This is a genomic window from Azospirillum tabaci (assembly GCF_014596085.1).
Lineage (GTDB): Bacteria > Pseudomonadota > Alphaproteobacteria > Azospirillales > Azospirillaceae > Azospirillum > Azospirillum tabaci.
Genome location: NZ_JACCJY010000025.1, coordinates 75848 through 94044 on the forward strand (window position 1 = coordinate 75848; position 18197 = coordinate 94044).

General features: G+C 61.1%; 18 protein-coding genes and 1 pseudogene. 5 read left to right on the top strand and 14 right to left on the bottom strand.

Annotation, left to right across the window (positions count from 1 at the left end; translation table 11 throughout):
- Window positions 1-247 precede the first annotated feature (247 nt).
- The 8 genes from H0B54_RS21200 to H0B54_RS21235 form a co-directional block, all read right to left on the bottom strand.
- Window positions 248-580: a hypothetical protein gene (locus H0B54_RS21200; protein ID WP_188261969.1), complete on the bottom strand. Its 333-nt coding sequence runs from the start codon at window positions 578-580 to the stop codon at window positions 248-250.
- Window positions 581-805: 225 nt separating this feature from the next.
- Window positions 806-1918 carry a hypothetical protein gene (locus H0B54_RS21205; protein ID WP_188261970.1) on the bottom strand — a complete coding sequence of 371 codons (1113 nt, stop codon included), beginning with the start codon at window positions 1916-1918 and terminating at the stop codon, window positions 806-808.
- A 465-nt stretch (window positions 1919-2383) separates the two neighbouring features.
- A complete protein-coding gene (locus H0B54_RS21210) occupies window positions 2384-4285 on the bottom strand; it encodes a prohead protease/major capsid protein fusion protein (RefSeq protein WP_246472664.1) in 1902 nt (633 codons plus the stop codon).
- The gene (locus tag H0B54_RS21215) at window positions 4218-4700 is read right to left on the bottom strand and encodes a MerR family transcriptional regulator (protein WP_188261971.1); all 483 of its coding nucleotides are present in this window, start codon (window positions 4698-4700) and stop codon (window positions 4218-4220) included. Before H0B54_RS21215 ends, H0B54_RS21210 begins: the two co-directional genes overlap by 68 nt.
- A gap of 379 nt (window positions 4701-5079) precedes the next feature.
- Window positions 5080-5349, bottom strand: a complete 270-nt coding sequence (locus H0B54_RS21220; protein ID WP_188261972.1) for a hypothetical protein — start codon at window positions 5347-5349, stop codon at window positions 5080-5082.
- Window positions 5346-6035: a helix-turn-helix domain-containing protein gene (locus tag H0B54_RS21225; RefSeq protein WP_188261973.1), complete on the bottom strand. Its 690-nt coding sequence runs from the start codon at window positions 6033-6035 to the stop codon at window positions 5346-5348. Before H0B54_RS21225 ends, H0B54_RS21220 begins: the two co-directional genes overlap by 4 nt.
- Before the next feature lie 106 nt (window positions 6036-6141).
- A complete protein-coding gene (locus H0B54_RS21230; protein ID WP_188261974.1) occupies window positions 6142-6408 on the bottom strand; it encodes a DNA-binding protein in 267 nt (88 codons plus the stop codon).
- Window positions 6409-6475: 67 nt separating this feature from the next.
- The gene (locus tag H0B54_RS21235) at window positions 6476-7156 is read right to left on the bottom strand and encodes a hypothetical protein (RefSeq protein ID WP_188261975.1); all 681 of its coding nucleotides are present in this window, start codon (window positions 7154-7156) and stop codon (window positions 6476-6478) included.
- A gap of 132 nt (window positions 7157-7288) precedes the next feature.
- Here H0B54_RS21235 and H0B54_RS21240 point away from each other — a divergent pair, with 132 nt between their 5' ends.
- The gene (locus tag H0B54_RS21240) at window positions 7289-8494 is read left to right on the top strand and encodes a tyrosine-type recombinase/integrase (RefSeq protein ID WP_188261976.1); all 1206 of its coding nucleotides are present in this window, start codon (window positions 7289-7291) and stop codon (window positions 8492-8494) included.
- A 239-nt stretch (window positions 8495-8733) separates the two neighbouring features.
- Here the strand turns inward: H0B54_RS21240 and H0B54_RS21245 are convergent, their stop codons facing one another.
- The 4 genes from H0B54_RS21245 to H0B54_RS29525 all read right to left on the bottom strand — a co-directional run bounded on the left by H0B54_RS21245 (window position 8734) and on the right by H0B54_RS29525 (window position 11069).
- Complete coding sequence (locus tag H0B54_RS21245) at window positions 8734-8988, bottom strand: hypothetical protein (protein WP_188261977.1); 255 nt, start codon at window positions 8986-8988, stop codon at window positions 8734-8736.
- A gap of 428 nt (window positions 8989-9416) precedes the next feature.
- The gene (locus H0B54_RS21250) at window positions 9417-9914 is read right to left on the bottom strand and encodes a hypothetical protein (protein WP_188261978.1); all 498 of its coding nucleotides are present in this window, start codon (window positions 9912-9914) and stop codon (window positions 9417-9419) included.
- A gap of 14 nt (window positions 9915-9928) precedes the next feature.
- The gene (locus H0B54_RS21255; protein ID WP_188261979.1) at window positions 9929-10318 is read right to left on the bottom strand and encodes an HNH endonuclease; all 390 of its coding nucleotides are present in this window, start codon (window positions 10316-10318) and stop codon (window positions 9929-9931) included.
- On the bottom strand, window positions 10311-11069 hold the full coding sequence (locus tag H0B54_RS29525) for a helix-turn-helix domain-containing protein (protein ID WP_211109476.1): 759 nt from the start codon (window positions 11067-11069) through the stop codon (window positions 10311-10313). Before H0B54_RS29525 ends, H0B54_RS21255 begins: the two co-directional genes overlap by 8 nt.
- A 150-nt stretch (window positions 11070-11219) precedes the next feature.
- Here H0B54_RS29525 and H0B54_RS21265 point away from each other — a divergent pair, with 150 nt between their 5' ends.
- The 4 genes and pseudogenes from H0B54_RS21265 to H0B54_RS30545 form a co-directional block, all read left to right on the top strand.
- A complete protein-coding gene (locus tag H0B54_RS21265; RefSeq protein ID WP_188261980.1) occupies window positions 11220-11474 on the top strand; it encodes a helix-turn-helix domain-containing protein in 255 nt (84 codons plus the stop codon).
- A 194-nt stretch (window positions 11475-11668) separates the two neighbouring features.
- Entirely contained in the window at window positions 11669-12553 is an 885-nt protein-coding gene (locus tag H0B54_RS21270) for an SMODS domain-containing nucleotidyltransferase (RefSeq protein WP_188261981.1), read from the top strand.
- A complete protein-coding gene (locus tag H0B54_RS21275) occupies window positions 12553-13107 on the top strand; it encodes a hypothetical protein (RefSeq protein ID WP_188261982.1) in 555 nt (184 codons plus the stop codon). Before H0B54_RS21270 ends, H0B54_RS21275 begins: the two co-directional genes overlap by 1 nt.
- A gap of 446 nt (window positions 13108-13553) precedes the next feature.
- Window positions 13554-13721, top strand: a pseudogene (locus H0B54_RS30545) (IS701 family transposase); the annotation flags it as partial.
- Window positions 13722-13816: 95 nt separating this feature from the next.
- Here the strand turns inward: H0B54_RS30545 and H0B54_RS21280 are convergent.
- Together H0B54_RS21280 and H0B54_RS21290 are read right to left on the bottom strand one after the other, a co-directional pair.
- Window positions 13817-16864: a Calx-beta domain-containing protein gene (locus H0B54_RS21280; protein WP_188261983.1), complete on the bottom strand. Its 3048-nt coding sequence runs from the start codon at window positions 16862-16864 to the stop codon at window positions 13817-13819.
- 1102 nt (window positions 16865-17966) lie between these two features.
- A complete protein-coding gene (locus H0B54_RS21290; protein WP_188261984.1) occupies window positions 17967-18167 on the bottom strand; it encodes a hypothetical protein in 201 nt (66 codons plus the stop codon).
- Between the last annotated feature and the right edge of the window lie 30 nt (window positions 18168-18197).

Below are 18197 nucleotides of genomic sequence, written 5' to 3' on the forward strand. Positions count from 1 at the left end.
TCTGGCTGTATCGGCCAGAAGGCTGTCGCAGCAAGGTGCTGGACAGGCACATCGTGACGTTCAGCCTTGGGCGAAGTCAACAATCACACAAATCAATCTGAGATGGGACAAGACTAACCGGAAATGTCTTTCCGAAAGTCGGAACGATCTTTCCGACTGATTTCGTCCTTTTCGGTTCACCCCGGTTTGGGGTGCCGGATAGGCTCATTAGCCACTGGCAGGATACTAGCTTGGAGTGGTCGCGCACTCAACTCCCAGCCGACTCGCAAGGGGGCCTCGATGCCGATCGCACATCGCCCCACGGGTCCGCCCCGGTCGCCACCCGGTACTCCGCCAGCACCGCTTCGCGCAGCTCCAGAAACACCGGCTCGTCGAGGCAGACGGCCGGCTTCAGCCGCTTCTTCATGAGGGTGCCCGGCAGCCGAACGAACAGCCGCCCGTCCCGGTCGGTCACCCGCACGTTACGGATCTCCACCGGCCCCACCTGAACGACGGCAACGGCCAGCGTCTGTCCGCTCCCGTCCGACAGGCGAAGGTCCAGCACCTCGACGGCCGGGCACGACGATTCAGGCTTGCTCATGGTCACCTCGCATAGAAAAGCCGGCCGGGCATGACGCGCCGGCCGGCTCAAGGATGGGGCGTTTCCGCCCAGGTCAGGCCGCCGCGGTGCTCACGCCGTCCAGGCGGACCTTTACCGTGCCGGCGCCGTTGCCACCCCCACGCACCGCGCCAGCACACCAGCCCGGCACAACGTACATGGGTCAAGCCACCTCAAGGTGCCGCACAGGTGAGCACACGCCAAGAGTCATTCCTTTCCACTTCGCGTTGCGGCTGTTACCTTACCTAAGATATCGCTGACAACATTCGACGGCAGCATGTCACTGCCAGAAGCACTGTGAAATATCGATGTCTCTCCTTTTTTGAGAGAAAAGTTGCGTTCTGTCTTAGCTATCTCAGGAAGTATCTTGGAGCAGGCAGTAGCGTTGCCCAGCTTCAAGGCGGCACTCATAGCAAGTAGCCGCATTTCAATGTTTGTTATTTCGTTGTTTACATATTTTGCATCAAGGAGAGTGGCACGATATTGGCGGAGAAAGAAGAATGCCACCACCTCAATCAATCCGACAAGGCTGATACGCATGGTGTAGTAAAATACTTCGGCAACGGTGCTGGCTCCCTGCATAGTATTTCCATTTAAAATGAACAACGCTAGCAATCCCGCACCTGTTGCTGCTGCCCCCAATCCCCAAACCAGTGCAGCCGTGGCCTTTCTCGAAACATCGTCCTGAAATTTGCTGAGCCGCATACGCGTTTCATTAAGCTGCTGGGAAACAGAGCTCGATACAACCTCATTTCGTATCGCGCCTCCATACTTCTTGTCGATCCCAGATAGAACCTCAGCAGGAATAGATGAGCGAACCAACTCCTGGAGTTGGTTACTGATCACAACACGGTCCTCATCTGTGATATTGCGACTGCTGCGGATTGTTTCAGCAGCATCACGAACCGAATCAACCATGGTCGCAAGCGTCCTGGCGTCAAGCCCCTCCACTGTCGCAACGTCCTGACTTTGACTGCTCGCTCGGAATCTGGAAAATGAAAACCCCGATGCAAAAAGAAAGGTGATCATGGCAGCTGCCACGACACCAGCGAACCCCGCCCCAATTCTAATTGCACTTACGTTCGAGGCCACCATGTCTGCGTACTGCTCACTTGTAACGCGTGATGAATTCTTGGTTCCGGAAAAAAATGAAGCCAAATCATGAGCAAAGACGGAGGTGAAAACAATCGCCAGACAAAAAGCCACAACATACGACGCCACTAAGGCCTGCGATTGGTTTTTTCTTTTGATGTCATTAACTTGATCAACTAAACGCGGAGCCTTATCAATGCTTGATGAGGTTATGTTCTCGCCGTTCACATTCAACTCCACTGCATCAATTATAGGCAGGCACGCCCCTTGAAGCGTATTTCAGGTGCTTTTCCCCTACCTACCAAAGCTCCCTCCTTCAGGCAACTCGCTTAAATTAGAAAGGTGAACCCTTCGTTCTCGCACTGCGCGGGTTCCCATCCCATAGGGCAAATCGCACCTTGGTTCAGTAGAAGCCACTCTCACAATGCGGCTCATAGGCTCAGCACTTAACCGCTCAGCCATAGGCGAGCAACTCATCCTGCTGCTCATCAGTCGCGAAGACGAACGAGGCGGTATCACGCGTTGGAATCAGTAGGGGCGGAACCGCAGTCCCGCCCCTTCCTTTCGGCCTCGCTCCCTTGTCCCACATAACGTCCGCCCCCGAAGGATCGGCGCGCGGCAGGGAGGGAGCTTCCCGGTGTCGGGCCGGCCGCTGGCCCTCAGAGAATCGCCGCGCGTTTGGTCGGCGCCCCCTTAGCTTGAGGGGGCACCAGGGTTCTTGACCGCGCCGCGGTGGTCGATGGCGCCATAGCCGAAGTCGATCGAGGCGCGGACCTTCACCGCCTGCGTGTCGAAGTCGGCTTCGGTGAGGATCTGCGGCCCTTCCGCGTCGCCGACGTAGCCGAAAACGATCGACGGGCAGAGCGACGGGTCGGCGAACAGGTGCCACGCCGTGCCTTCGATGTTCGCATCCACCACCAGCTCCATCAATCCGGCCCAGGGATTCACGGCGCTGGACTGGTTCGCGACGATGGCGGCGAGGAGCTGGCGCCCGGCCAGTTCGCCGTCCGGGCCGACCACAAGGAAGCGCGGGGCGAGGTTGAGCGGGATATCGTCGAGGCTCTTCTGCTTCCGCAGCAGCGCCACGGCCTTCCCGATGCTCTCCACGTTGATCGCCGCGCCGGCGGCGAGGTTGCCATGCGCGGCATGGAACAGGGCCTTTCCGTCAGCGAGCGTCGGGTTGCTGTTGAGAAGCCCATACACCATCCGGTTTTCGTCCGCGGCGGTGCGGACGCCGATCATCATGGCATAATCACCCAGCGCGCCCAGGTCATCGTTCACGAGCGTTTGCCGGCTCAGGATGATGCCGCTCGCGTACTCCTTCGCAGACACGGTTTCCCGGTTCTCGCTCATCGTGCCGTATTTCAGCTCGCCGGCTTCCGCCATCGGCTTCAGCGACGGGAAATCGCCGACCCGCAGGAATTTAGCCGGCTTGAAATCGTTGAAGCCGCGCCGGGCCGCCCACAGCCGATACGTCGGCGCCGCCGCGGCGTACTGGGCCAGGAGCACCTTGTTCGCGGCGGCTTCGAGAAGGAGGGGGAAGTCGCTGGTCGTGTGGACCCGCTTCAGAAGCTCCTTCTGGTTCAGGCGGTTCACCGCTTCGCCGCGGGCGGCCATCAGCTCGCCGATCATGCCCATGGCCGAGCAGCCCATATACTCCCGCGCCCGCTCGCCCGGCTTGACCAGGCCGGGCGCCAAGCGCGCGGCCAGGGCCTCGGCCATGAATGCCCGCGTCGTCACGGGATCATCGTAGCTGTCGAACATCTGGATGTGCGGGTTGATGTTGCGCTGGTTAGACGGCTGCGCCGCAACGTGATCGATCACGAGGGTGTTGAAGCGCTGGATCGTCATGGTCGGGTCCGCCGCCGCGCGCTGGACCATGTCGGGCGGAAGTGCGAGCTGGGCGCAAGTGGCGCGGGACAGGATGTGATCGAGCAGCTCCGCACGGCTCTCCGTGGCGGGAGCGGGCTGGTGCTGCGGCGCCGGCGCCGGGGTGGTCTGGGTGCTCATGGTGGTTCCCTCTGCACTTCGGGTGCGCGCCGCAGGATCGGCGCCAATTGCGACGATGGAAATTTCGACGGGCTGCCAGCGCCGCGCGATGAACAGCGGTTCGGCGATGTCGTCAGAAGGGCCAGCGGCCCATTCCTGCACGAAGTAGCCCAGCGAGACTTGTCGGATTGAGCCTTGCTGAACCTGCTGAAACGCCAGCTCGCCCGCGTCGGTCGTATCGAACGTCAGCATGGCGCGGAGTTCTCCGCCGGCCTTCCGCGCGCTGAGAACCGAACCGACAACGGCGTCGGTGGACGGCCGATGGTCGCGAAGGACGGACGCGCCGGTGAACCGGGAGAGATCCACCCCGGCAACGTCGAGGCGTTCCTTCCAGGCGCCCCAGGTCGCGTCCGGCCGCATGCCCACGCGCCGCACGTCGGCGCCGGAGGAAGCGGTCACCTCCACCTCGCGCCGGTCGGCGTTGAAGGTGGACGGCGCCAGCGACGCGGCGCGCGTGCTGACGGCGCTGGCCGGGGCGTTATTCGGCATCGTCATCGTCGCTGCCCTCCAGCCGCTCGATGCGGGCGATGATCCCGCGGGCGACATCGCCGACGTTGATCGCCAGTACGCTCCGGATCGCCTTCATGTCGCGATACACGGTCGCGGGATCGTCGGTCTTGATGAGCTTCCAAGACCGCCCCCCTTCTCGCACGTCGCTGAACACCAGCACGACCCAGATGTCCGGCTGACCGTTCAGCGCAGCGGCGGCGGCCTCGCGGATGTAGAAGTCCCCAGCCCCGCGAACGAACTTGTCCCAGGCCTCGCTGATGTCGAGACGGTGCGTCGCGGTCAGGTCCAAGAGGGTGCCGATCAGGACGACGGAGCCGAAGCTGTACCGTGCCCACCCGCCGCCGGGATTCGGCGGGATGAAGCCGCGACGGCGCCAGACACGAAGCGTCTCCGGGTTAATGTCCGTCAGGTCCTCGACCTGTCCGGCGGTAAAAGTCTCGGTCGGGTCCATGTCATCTCCTCAGGTCTGGAGTCCTAATCTGGTTCAGACGTAACGCTTTTGAAAAAGCGGGTCAACGAAACTGTTTTTTGTTTTCGCTAGGAAACCGAGGCACAGGAAACCGCCACGCCGTGGCGCACGGGTTGTTTCACATGCAAGGTCAAGGGGTTGTCATCGGCCTGCGGTTTCGAAACCATCTGGTTTCCATGAATTCAGGGCCGGAAAATCCTCGCGACATGGGGCGGGTGCTGCCCCCGGGTCTTTTGCCCCTGGAAGGACCCGGACACGCCTCACCCCCCGATTCTCCCCCTCCGCGCCCCTCCGGCGGCCTCTGGTGTGGGTCTCGCCCATCCGCACAGTGGGGTGGCACCGCCCTCCGGGCTTGCCGCGCCTACGGGCGCCCGGCGGGCTCGGAGGCGATGACCGCAGCGAGTCCGGTGAACCTCGCCCGCCGGAGAGCTGGATCAGCCGGACCGGGCGCAGCCTTCAGCCGGTCCAAAACAGCCGAGGCCACGGCGGGACCGACGGCGACAATCTGTCGTTGGAGCGCGGCCTCCAGGCTGGCCAGCGCCTCGGGATCGGGCGCGGGCTCCACCCCGGCAACGATGATGGCCAGCAGTTCGCGGGCGGCGGTGGCGATGGTTGTGGAGCGGGCTGTCATCGGTACAAGCTCCACATTCCCCGCTCAGCCCGCTTCTGCTCCCGCTCCAGCCGTTTGCGTTCCCTCTCCGCCTTGGCCTCGCCGTACCCTCGCCGCGCCTTTGGTGGTGGTGGTGGGGCTTCTTCCGGGGTCTTGTTCACAGGGGTCTTGTTCTGTCCGACAGCCCTGTCACGGGGGGAGGCGGCAGCAGTGTCGCGGGGAGGCGACGTGGCTGTCACGGGAGAGGCGACAGCCACGTCACGGGAGGGTGACAGGGGTGTCAGGGGTGAGGTGACAGCCCTGTCACGGGTGTACCGACATTGAGCGCCCTTCCGGCCATAGGCTCCGAACTCTTCTCTCCGGGCGGTGACAGTGGCTTGGTTTTGCCGCTGCGCCGCGCTCCGTTCTGCTGGGTCACGAACCACCCGAAACGCGCCGACCTTGCCCCGCTCGTTCAGCTTCATGACAAGCCCTGCCACCTCCAGCTCCGACAGCCAGCGCTGTAGGCTCCGGGTCGACGTCCCCTCTTGCGCCCCGAGCTTGGTCATGGATCGGCGGCAGTGCCCATCCGGGTCGGCGTGCCGGCACAGGACCGCGAACAACCATCTCGCATCGCGCGATAGGCTCTTGTCCTCCAGAGCATCGGCGGGAACGATCGCATACGGCTGGCCGCCGCAGATGTCCTCTTTGATAGAGCGCTCGCTCATTGAGCGCCCCCAGGCCGTGGGGGTCCGGAAGGCGGCGCCCGGTATCGCGATGGGCGGCCAGCACCGCCTCTGCGCCACAGGGGGAGGCGACAGAGTTTCGACATAATCAGGCCCGCTTCGCCTGAGCACGCATCTCCTGCTCAGCAATCCATTTCATGATCGTGGATTTCCGAGCGAACAACTTGGCGCCGATCGTGAAAATGGGCAGGCTTTCCCTCTGGTGATAGACCTGCCGGGCCGTCAAGCCCATGAAAGCGCCGATCTTTTCCGCCCCCTCCAGCAAGTCACCGGACAGATCGAATCGATCGTCGCGCTGTTCTCCAGCCTCGTTGCTGCGCCCCAGGTCACCAGCTTCGTATGCACGCGCGTTCATGTGGGCTTCTCCTTGTTGGCGCAAGCGTCATTTGCGCCTATGACAAATGGCGTCGCAAAAAAACTCCTCAAGTTCTGAGGAGCTTTCCGATCTTGAGAAAAACATCTCCGTCGACACGGACAACATTGCTAAACGAAGCATCAGTGTGCCGACCGTTGTATTCCACGTAAGCACAGACAACTCGTTTCGGACACTCCGCATCGTAAAACGCAATGCGAGCGACATCAGTTGTTTTATTTACTTCAATTGCAAAAGACATGTTCCCGAACTCATAATCCGCGAACATCATTTCTATTTCCTTTGGATCACGGCCATCAAACGGAGATGAAGTTGCGGAAGGAGCCTTTCTATCGAAAGCTCCATCAGCCGCTTTCTCGATCAGGAACTCAAGGGCCGCTCCGAAGTCATGCTCCCGCTCAAACCACGACAGCACTTTGGGCTTGATGTTGCCACGCGAGAATACAGCGTAATTCACCTTGGTGATTCGCCCATCGTCGTGACGATATCCTCGCTTCAGGGAACGGTAGCGAACGATTGCCTCGGGAGCATCCTTTGCAAAGTTTGCCCACATGAAAGCAATCAGCAGGTTGGCAGCATCGCGCACACCAACGTCAGGAGCTGCATTACCGCGGGCGCCCTGAGCGATGAAACCTCCTTCTCTTGCGCGCCGACCAATTTGCTTGATCTCACTTTCCGGAACACGAGTGGCCTCCGACAGGCACGCCATCAACTGGGAGAACTTCGCCATCGCCTAACCCACTCGGTTGGTCTATCGATCACACCCTATGGGAATGAATGGAGGCGCGTCAAATGCTTTTGACATGAGCGCAAATGGCACTTAGCGTATGTCAACGAGCGGAATGGATGGAAGGCAATCGCCATGGCGTCGGTTCGGAAACGCACCCTCCCAAGCGGCAAGGTGGTGTGGCAGTGCGATTACCGAGACCAGCACGGCAAGCGCCGGTCACGCCAATTCCCGACGAAACGCGAGGCGACCGACTTCGAAACAAAGGCTCGCGCTGAAGTTGCCCAGGGTGTGCATGTCGCCGATTCCATTGCGGAGACGGTAGAGCGTGCCGCTTCGCTGTGGATCGAGGCCGGAGAAGTGGACGGCCTGGAGCAAAGCACGCTGAAGCAGCGTCGGGAACATGTCCGCCTGCACATCGTGCCATTGATCGGCAACGTGAAACTGTCCCAGCTCAATACTCCCCGCATCGAGGCGTTCAAGGACGAACTGCTTAGGACGCGATCCCGCGCGCTCGCTCGTGCCGTGCTGACCAGCCTCAAAGGGATTCTTAAGGTCGCGCGCCGCCGGGGCTTGATCGTCCAGAACCCAGCCGACGACGTGACCATCGACAAGCGCCGGACTGAAGGCGTCCGGCTGGTCGAAGAAGAGGACGAGAATGCGCCAATTCCGTCCAAGGATGATATTCGCCTGATGCTGGCGAAGTCGGCAAAGCTGTGGGACCTGACGCGCGTGGTCGAGGGTCGATGGATGGCGGGGCAGGGCCGGGTGCGCCGCATGGTGCCGGTGCCGTGGCGCCCGTTGCTGGTGACGGCGATCTTCACCGGCATGCGCGCGTCGGAACTGCGGGGCTTGCGCTGGCCCAATGTGGACCTAAAGTCTGGCGTGATCCGGGTGCGCGAGCGCGCCGACCGTTACCAGAAGCTGGGGCCACCGAAATCAAAGGCCGGTCGACGCGACATTCCTCTGGCGCCGATGGTCATCAACACATTGCGCGAATGGCGGCTGGTCTGCCCGGTGACGGACCTTGATCTGGCATTCCCCAGCGAGTCCGGCGGCGTGCTTCTGCACACCAACCTGTTGCGCCAGGGCTTCCATGCGCTGCTGAAGATGTGCGAGTTGATGGGCGCCAAGGACACGGAACCGCCCTATCCCTTCCACTCCCTGCGGCACGCTGCGGCCTCGCTGTTCATCGAACAGGGATGGACCCCGAAGAAGGTTCAGACCGTCATGGGGCATAGTTCCGTTCAGGTGACGTTCGATGTCTATGGCCACCTGTTCCCGTCGCCTGACGATGACCGGACTGCGATGGAGCAACTTCAGGCCCGGCTTTTGGGGTGACGCGCTACACGCAACACGATTGCAACATGCGGAAGGTAAGTTATTGAAATTACTGTCGTTGTCGCCAACTCTGACTCCGCCAGCCTAGGTTCGAATCCTAGTCCCCCAACCAACCTTTCCCAGAAGTTCTTGTACATCAGGCACTTAGGTTGAAGCCAAGCGGCTTATACCCCGACTGCGCCTTCGGGCTGGCGTCACACTGAGCTGACACACCACCGACACATCCAAATCCCAGCACGTCATCCCAGCACGTTTTCTGTCATGACGACGGCCCGCCGCTCCGGAACATGGCGTCCCGCCACATCCAGATCCGGAACCAGATCAATGCGGTGACCAAAGAGGCCGACAAGGGCGCGGAATCCCCTTCGTTTTGTCTGCATGGGCTGCGGCACCTGTTCGCGGCGAACGATCCGTGCGACGGCGAAAGCAACTACGGCCTGCAGTTCACTCCCCGTCGCCCGTCGACGAAGATGACCGCCATGCACCTCAACCATGAGGAGCCCGTGATCTGGCAACGGGCGTTGCACGTTCGGGGGACGGGGCGTCACAGAAGTTGGCATAGCTGCAACGGCTTAACGAAGGTTGTGGCCTTCGGCGCGCCCGTTGATCTGTTGCTAACTTGTTGATGCCAAAGGAATGGCGGAGGGGATGGGATTCGAACCCACGATAGGGGTTTGAGCCCCTATAACGGTTTAGCAAACCCGTTAACGCCACTTCCAGTCACCGCCAAAACCGGTGAAATCCCTTTGTTTCTGCGGCTTTGCTGTCGCGCAACACGCGCAATGCGCGAGAACAAAAACGGTCCGCGAAGGCACGAAAGGTGTCATAGTACGAGGATCAGCGTTCTCATCACGTTCTCACGTAATTTTCACCATTTGGACGCGATCGTATTGTTTGGGATGGGCGTCGCTTTGCCGCAACCTTATGGGCCGGCGTCGCCATGCACCAGCCGACGGAGGTCTTCGATGGCCGACACGACGAGCTGGCAATCGCCCACAAGCGCCTCGCTGGTCTGCTTCCAGACTTCGAGCTTGGCGAGAATGCCGGCGGGGGTGGCGGCAGGGGTGGAGCAGATGACGGATTCAGCCGCATCGACTTCCGCGCTCCAATGGTACGTCTCGTCCCACATGACGCGCTGGATCGGGTCGCGCTGGATCTCGTCGTGGGTCAGGCCGGCTTGCTCCAGCTCGTCCCAATGAGCATCCACCCGCTTGTTGGCGCCTTCGCACTTCGCGTCCACCTCCCGCCAGTGCGCGCACAGGGAAAGGACCGGATCAGGCACCGCGGCGAGTGCACGCCCTTCGAGCGAGGCGATAGCGGCGCCGAAGGGGTCCACGGCATCCGCCGAGCCGGGAGCGGCCAGGGCCACCGCCGACGCGCCGGCCAGGATGGAGCGGTGGGACAGATTCAAGCTCGTCATGGTCCACCCCTCCCTCAGTGCGTGGCGCTGGCCGGGCGGGCGCGCAGCGGCGCCGCACCGGGGTTGATGATCAGCACCGCGGCCCAGAGCTGGCGGACTGCGGCAAGCTCCAGATCGGTTGGGAGCCGGTTCCCCTTCGCCCCGTTGCAGGCCGCGCAGCTCAGCACCTTGTTCCCGAAGAACCGAGCACCGCCGAAGGTCTGCGGGATGACGTGGTCGATGGTCCAGCCGTCGGGCCGGTCGGGCGCGTGGCTGGCGGTGCCGATGGGCCTGTCGCAGTAGAAGCACCGGCCCGCCTGGAGCTGGTGCAGAAGGGCCGGTTGGGACACGCCTTCCATCGCGCGGCGCAGCGCCTTCACGCGGTCAAGGTGCTTGGGGGTCGGACAGACGGTCGACTCAAGCATGGGCCACCGCCTTTCCGTCCAGCCACTTCGCTAAGTCTCTCTGGCGGGCGCACACCTTGCCGCTCAGCTTGAAAGCCGGCAGCTCCGCCTTGTCGATCAGGTGGTACGCCTGCCGAGGCCGGATGTTCAGGTGCTTGGCAATGGCAGGCACGCCGTAGAGCAGATCGGAATCGCTCTTGTCGGTCGCCCGGATGCGGACCTTGCTCCCGGTCAGCGCCTTCGGCTTCGCCGCGGCGATCTGGACGGGCTTGGCGGCACCCGCCACCAGCTCACCCACCACCGCGGCCAGCCGGCCCACCTCGGCAGCCAGGGCAGCCAGAGCGGCCCCCTCGGGCGAGGCGAGCTTGCCCCGCCTGTAAGCCAAGAACACCTCGATGATCTGCCGGCGCACCAGGGCGGCTTGCGGGGTGCGGGACAGGGCGCAGATGACCAGCGCTTGGCCTTCGTTCAGGTAGTAGGCTTTGCCGGGGCGGCCTCCCTTCTCGGTGGTTTGCGCCACGGTGGCGCAAACCTCCCCATAGGTTTCCAGCTCCGCCCGGTTCCGCTCGATCAGCTTCCGAATGTCACACGGCTGACCGAACCCCAACCGCTCGGCCAGGATCACGTCGGAGACGCGCGGCTCCCCGTCTTGGTCGTTCAGTTGATCGGGGGTCAGGGGTGGCAAGTCGGCGGGCTTGGTCGGCACCAGGGCGCCGGACGATTTCCGGCGGCCGGCGCCGGGCAAGGGTGTGGTATTCTCGGAATCAGCCATGATCCGTAGCTCCAGTCAGCTCGATTGTGGTCAGGCCGGGCCGGGTGTCGTAACCACTCGGCTCGGCCGATGCAGTCAACGATATTCGTTGACGCCCTACCCGTCAACGCTATTCGTTGACCTTCTGCGTCCGGTAGGTATGATGCCCGTATGCTTACGCCCGAACAAAGCAGAGCGGCCCGCGGGCTTCTCGACTGGTCTCAACAGCAGCTCGCCGACGCCGCTCAGGTCGGCTTGAGCACCGTCCGTGATTTCGAGAAGGGGCGCCGTACGCCAGTCTCCGCCAACCTTATAGCCATTCGCTCAGCCCTAGAGGCAGCCGGGGTCGATTTGCTTCCCGCTGGCCCCTACAAGGGCGAAGGCGGGCCGGGGGCGCGGCTGCGCACGCACAGCGAAGGACGATGACCGGTCGGTGTCGTCGCTGGTCGAGCGTGTGCTGAAGGTGTGATTGGTCGGCGGGGCTATCTGGCCACGGCAGAGTGAGCAAAAGGGAGGCAGGCAACAGAGGTGGTTAGGCACCAACAGAAGCTTGGCATTGGTCGATTGCGCGTGCATAACCACCAATCTACACACCTTCATTAGACGCAGATGGGGTCGTCATGTGGATCGCTGTCCGCCAGCGCTTTGAAGCGCTAGCCGCCAACCTCAAGCTGACGGACGCACAGATCGCCGACGGCCGCACCAAACACGAGGGAATTACTCAGTGCCTAAATATTTGGTATTGGAACAGTATTTCGACTAGCAGCAACCGCATCTTGGCCGGTTCGTGGGGTAAATCCACACGCATGCGCCCACCCCGCGACATTGACATGCTGTTTGTCCTTCCCAGCGAAGTTTATTATCGGTTCGAGAACCGAGGAGGGAATAAGCAGTCCCAACTCCTGCAAGAGGTGAAAGGGGTTCTTGCATCAAAATACCCATCAACCACTATGCGCGGCGACGGACAGGTTGTTGTGGTTGCATTCACTACTTTTACCGTTGAAGTAGTTCCCGCCTTCGAGCTTCAAAATGGCCAGTTCTTGATTTGCGACACCAACGGTAATGGTCAGTACAAACTAACAGACACCAAAGCCGACATTGCAAATATGAGCAACTGCAACACCGCGTCCAAAGGAGACCTTAGACACCTAATCAAGATGATGAAATGCTGGCAAGCAGAGTGCAACGTTCCACTGCGATCATTCCAAATTGAACTTCTCGCCATTGAATTCATGGCCGCATGGCCGCACAAGGGCAATGGTTACTTCTATCATGATTTCATGGTTCGGGATTTCTTTTACTATATTATCCAGAGAGCAAATGGGTATGTTATAGTACCAGGGACAGGGGAATTGATTTGGCTCGGTGACGCATGGTTAAGTCGTGCGCAATCAGGCTATGCAAGGGCTTGTCGTGCGGCGGATTATGAGAAGGCAGATGACACGATTACCGCAGGTGATGAATGGCAGAAGATATTCGGTTACTATATTCCGAGGTATGTGTAATGAACAAACACACAATTGAGCTTGCCAAGGAAGCGCGCCGCCAGTTTGAAAACTGCCTCTATACAGCAGCCGCTCTTTTTGAGTGGCTGAAATTTCTTCGCTTCTGCGACGCCTCGCTTTCGATCTTGCCGATTATCTTCAGTGCTCTGGCAACGTGGCGCGTATTCGATGCTACGGAAAACAAGATTGCTGTTGGTATTTTTGCACTGCTGGCAGGCTTGCTCCCCATCGTTCAGCGCGCCCTCAAGCTGAGCACCAGGATCACGGAAGTAAGTAAAGCAGCTGCTGAGTTCACCAACCTGCGCGACCGTTTTCGGCAGGTCGCAACTGTTTCTGTCCACAAAGATGAAGAGGAACTCGAACGCCACTTCGATGCGACCATGGGGAGGATGGAAAAGGCTCGCCAGCTTTGCGTGACAGCGCCCAATTGGTGCTTCGGGGTCGCCAGAAAGAAGATAAAGAAGGGCATTTACGATGCGGACTTCGAATCTTCTGTGCCTGCTTTTAAGCACCTCGATCTTGTGGATGCTGAGAAAAGCGATTCCAATGCCTGATTACCTTCTTGTATAGAAAACACTGGTTGATGGGCTGGCGCTCCTCACCAACGCCAGCCGGTACACCGCAGAAACCCTGCGGAAGGTCTTTGAGCGCGCTGTGCATCTCTCTACTCTTTGTAGACCGCACCCACGGCCCACAGGATCGCGCTCCATCGGGCATCCACTGGCTGGTCACCGGTCACCGGGCGCCGGTCGAGGCGACACCCAGCACCGGAGAGGCGGACAACGCCCCTCCCCGCCCGGCTGGCGAGCTGCGTGGCGATCATCACCATGCAGGTGAGCAGCTCCAAGCCGGCGGGTGAGTGCCCCGATGGGATCGGGGTGCTTGGCGCCAGCCTTCCCCACGGGCCGACGGGTGGGATCGGAATGGTCAGCACCAACCATCTCCCGAGGCCGAGAGCATGAACGGTCAGCTAATGAAGCAGACCTTACTCCGCCAATAGCCGATCGCCGCGAAGTTAACGCCCGGCGACGACGACCAACTGCACAACTTCATCGCCATCCGCTCCCGGGACACGGCTCCCCTCGAATCCATCCCGGTGTGAACGACTGATCAACTGATTGGCGGCCCGGATGCCATCTTGGCCCGCGACGATACCGCTGTGCTGAAAGTCCGCGTCCGACAGAACCTCTTTCTCATACTAAACTGTCATGCCAACTACATCGGGGCAGAGATTTCAAGGGTCAGGACCGTACGCCGGCGCCGCTATCCGAACAGCCAGAGCAGATCGTTCAACTCCTGCGCCCTGGGTTGGGCGGACCAGCCCGACAGGGTCAAACTCGCGTCGACCGTGCCGTTGCCATCCAAGTCGGCGTGCATCGTCAGGCCGGTGTAGCCCGGCGCGCCAGCGTCCGACACCCAGGTCGCGCTCGACTGCCCAGGTTGCCAGCCCCACAGATTCACTTCTTCGCCGGGGCTGAAGTCGGTGACCGTGCCCCAGGTCACCTGCCCACCGCGCCCGTCGAGGAAGAAAATGTCCCGGCCGTCACCGCCAGTCAGGAAATTGGAGCCGGTGCCGCCATCCAGGACGTCGTTCCCGCCCCCCCCATCCACACCGTCCACGCCGCCGAGCATGTTGACGAAGTCGCTGCCGGGGGTCGCCACGACGACCTCGTCGCCATCCGAAGCGATGATCTCATACTCCAGGCCGTTAACCGGCCCCCCATAGATGCCAGCGTTTCGCGTCACGAACGGTCCGGTCGCGTCGCTCCTGATCTGGTAAGTCGCCGTTGCGGTGTCGTGAATCGTGCCGCGATAAGTGAGAACCTCGCTATTGCCATCCAGAATCACGCCGTAAGCGTCGAGAATTTTCAGGGCGAACGTTTCGTCGGGCTCGACGACGCCGTCGCGTGCGATGGGGATGTCGATCACTTTGGACGTTTCGCCAATCTCAAACGTGATCTCGCCAGACTGCGCCGTGTAGTCCTGGCCCGTGATACTGGTCTCGTTGACCGTCGTATAAAACACGGACACCGGCGATGTCGGCGCATCACTGAGCCTGACTTCAAAGCGTACGAAGCCGTCGGCTTCGGCCGCCGCGGCGTTGCCGCTTGACAGCGTTGGAACGATTTGGGTGATAATCGCGGGGCGATCTCGAATTTCCAGGCCTACCTGCGAGCGCAGGCCCAAAACAGCCATATTGTCGCTCACCTCCGCCGGAACCGCCGAGAGATCCAGCGACAGGAGGCCCGTTTCAGCGCCCTCAGCTCGCCCATCGTCAGGAACGGGCACGTCGATCACTGCGGCACTCTGCCCCGCCTCGAAGCGGACCGTCCGGGTCAGCGGCCCTCCCCCCAGATCATCGGCGGCGATGGGAGCGGCTCCCGTTGGCGTGATGGCCACTTGGTAGGTCGCCGCTTGCTCCAGATCACCGATTCGGGCGATGCGGACCGCCACGCCGTCCCGGGTTCCCTCGCTCGTGCGATAGACATCGGGAGCGTCAATGTGCAGAACCGGCGCGGTCATGCCGGTCACATCAAAGAGCTCGATTCGCGCGGTCCCGCCCTGGCCGACGATATCCGATCCCGCCACGAAGGATAGGGTGGTGTCGGCCGACAGCTTGAAAAATTCCGCCGGTTGGCCCCTCATATCCGAGAACTGGCTGACACTCGCGGGCTGGCTGTTGCTGCCCTCATGAATTTTGAGGTAGCCATCATCCAGGTCCGGGTCGCGGCCTGTGGACTCTTCGCCCACAAGGCGGGCCAGGTACTCTCGCCCAGCAAGGGCTGTGTACGACACCGGAGCGGCTTCCCCGTTGGCCGGGACCGCAACCTCCCAGGACTGGACAAGCGTCACGGTCGCTGCCGCGGGCGCCGCTTGCGGCGCCGCGCCGCGAGAGGCGACGTTCATGGGCGTGGCAGCGGATGCTGTATTTTCGGGTAACCCGAGAACCGCCACCGCAGCGTTGCTGGCGCTTTGGGGAGCCTCCGCCAACAGCTGCCCGGCCTGTATGGGCTCAGGGGCGAGCGCCGCCATGGCCGAGGTGGTGACGACTGCGGGCTGCGCGCGCAAGCCCAGCGTCCACGCGGTGCCGGACGAGCTGCCGACCACGACCACGCTGATCTGGTTTGTAGCCGCGGTCATCTGCCCCGTGTGCACACCGCTCACCAGCCCACCCGTGCCGACCGAACTCTGGCCATCTGTGATGAGGAGTGAGTCCGGAACCGACAGGGCGTCAAAGTTGAACGAGATGACGTCTCCCGCCGTAACATCGTAGACTTTGCGCAGTCCTTCCACGCCACCGGACAGGTTTTCATTCAGAAGCTTGGAGGGATCCTCAATCGTCATTGATGCAGGCTTGGCCTTCGGAAGCAACACGCCCGGCTGCTTCTGGGAGTCGCCATACATTTTCCATTTTTCGTCGTAGACATAGTAATCGTCAATCGATAAATTGATCACCTCCTTGCCATCTCTTGCCCCACCCGCCACGGTTCCTTCTGGTTCGCGGTCGTTCCGCGCCACCACTTTGTAGGTTGCGGATTGCTGGCCGGCGGGGATCTTGACGTACAGGCCTTGCTTGCTGAGGAGCCCACCGCCTTCATATGCCATGTCCGTGCTTTGATAAGTAGTTTGCCCGCCATCGACCGGAACGATGGCGAAGTCTCCTTTGCGCGGCGTGCCGTCAGCCTTTCTTGCAACAAAGTCCCAATCCGCTTTTGGCTGGTTTCCAACAGGCTCTTCAACATTGAGGCGCACCCAGATGTCCTTGGTGACACCGTTCGCAGTTCCCGGTCCGGACAGAGAAACTCTAAATGTGCCGCTTTCGCCCTCTTTGATTGAGGGATTGTTCACAGCGATGTCGATTTGCACGACCGGTGCGGCGCCGACGTCCTTGACCTCAAAAGGTATTTTTGCATGTTTCACACCGGCCTGTGCAAGCAGGTCGGCGGCAGACTTCAAAAAGTCAGCGTCCGTGGCCACGCAGCCCAACGTAACATTCGTTGGTTTTGTAGTGCCTTGAAACCCACCATCACTGTGCAGCAAAATACCAGTGCGGCCGGCTGGCTCCGGGCTCATTCGGAACGATGGCGCATCGACATAGACGTCACGGTCATACTTGAGGAATTTGGGGCCGGCCGACCAAGGAATCGCATCGTCCCAAACTGCTTTGACTCCGGACAACCCTGACACCGGAGAGCCGTCCTTCAGCATGCTTATGGTGGCCTTTCCATCGTCTGATCGCACCAGCTCGAACTTGTATCCAGCGTTGGTGTTCTTGCCGGAGGCAAACTTGCCTGACGCGGTCATTGCCATGGTGCCATCTCCTTTTGCCACGCTGTAAAGGGCCGAACACGCCGGGATTTGTCTTTACATGCGAGTTCCCGCCTCGTGCCGCGCTCCTGTCACGCTCCTCAGATCGCGCCGAAACGACTGTCGGCGGCAGACGACAACAACGCACGCCCTCCACTTTGGGTGTCCATCGCCACCATCACGGCAGGTACAAGCTGCAGCCTTGGCGCGCGGACGCTCCGCCCCGTCCCACAGTCGCCATCGGTTATGTGTGCCGGTTCGCGGTCAACGAAGCTACGGCCTGCGTGCATGATGGCTCGAAAGGCCCCATAAATCGTACGGATTGGATGGGTCCGGAACCGGGCGGTTTCACAGAGGCAAGGAAATCTCAGAAAACACAGGAACCTTTTGACGATGGCCGGCGACGCAGTGCCACCGAGTCGGCCAGCACGTACGATCCCTGCGATCCCCACAGCCATCCTGCGCTACCTCCCTTTGAGAGGACTAAGGCCGTCACACGGCGCTGGTGTCGGGCGGCGGCCCAGGGTGCGTGCATCGATCCTCGCTCAACAAGGTGGATACGCTTCGCTGTACCCCCACGAGCCGCCCCACCTTTGCTCATGACTTGCTGCGGCATTGCTCATCAGCGGTTCGCCATGAGGAGAGCGGCGCATTGTTGATCCCTTAATTCCGATCCACCAGATAAAAACAAGGGATAACTCAATTGTTCTGCTGCTCATCTGCTCGAATATAAGACGGGGGTAGCGTTCTGTGGATCATTAATAATTATGTTCGACTTTTGCGTCCGTAAGAGAGTAGGGCATCTGTTGCGAACGCTGCGCGCTCCGTTCCCAAAAGCAGATCGGTGTATGTCATTCGGTATTGGAAAGGGACTCAGGATCGGCTTGTGAAAGGGCTCTGACACAGTTGCTATGGTGGCCGGCCACGGGAAGCCGACGACGCGCCTGAAGGAGATCGAGCTTTTCGCGACCGTATATCTGGCGTTTAACGAGTTTGAGCTTGGTGATCGGTCCCTCGGTTTGGCCGTTGGACCAGGGCGAAGCTATCGCGGCGGTGAATCGCGCCGGGTTTCCCGAAGGCCCCGTTCCTTGAGTGACTGGGGCCATCATGACGAAATAGGCATCCCCCGCTTCACCCAGCGCGTGAGCGTCGGGTTAGACACGCCGATGTGCGCGGCGTACTGGAGACGGGTCATGACACCTTCCAGGCCCGCGGCGGCGATCAGCCGTTGCTGCTGGCTGGCCACCTTGGCTTGCCGGCCAGCCTTGCCCCGGAGGTCGGCGACATGCGCCTCCAGCACCTCCACCCGGCGCAGGACATCGGCTATGGCGCCGGC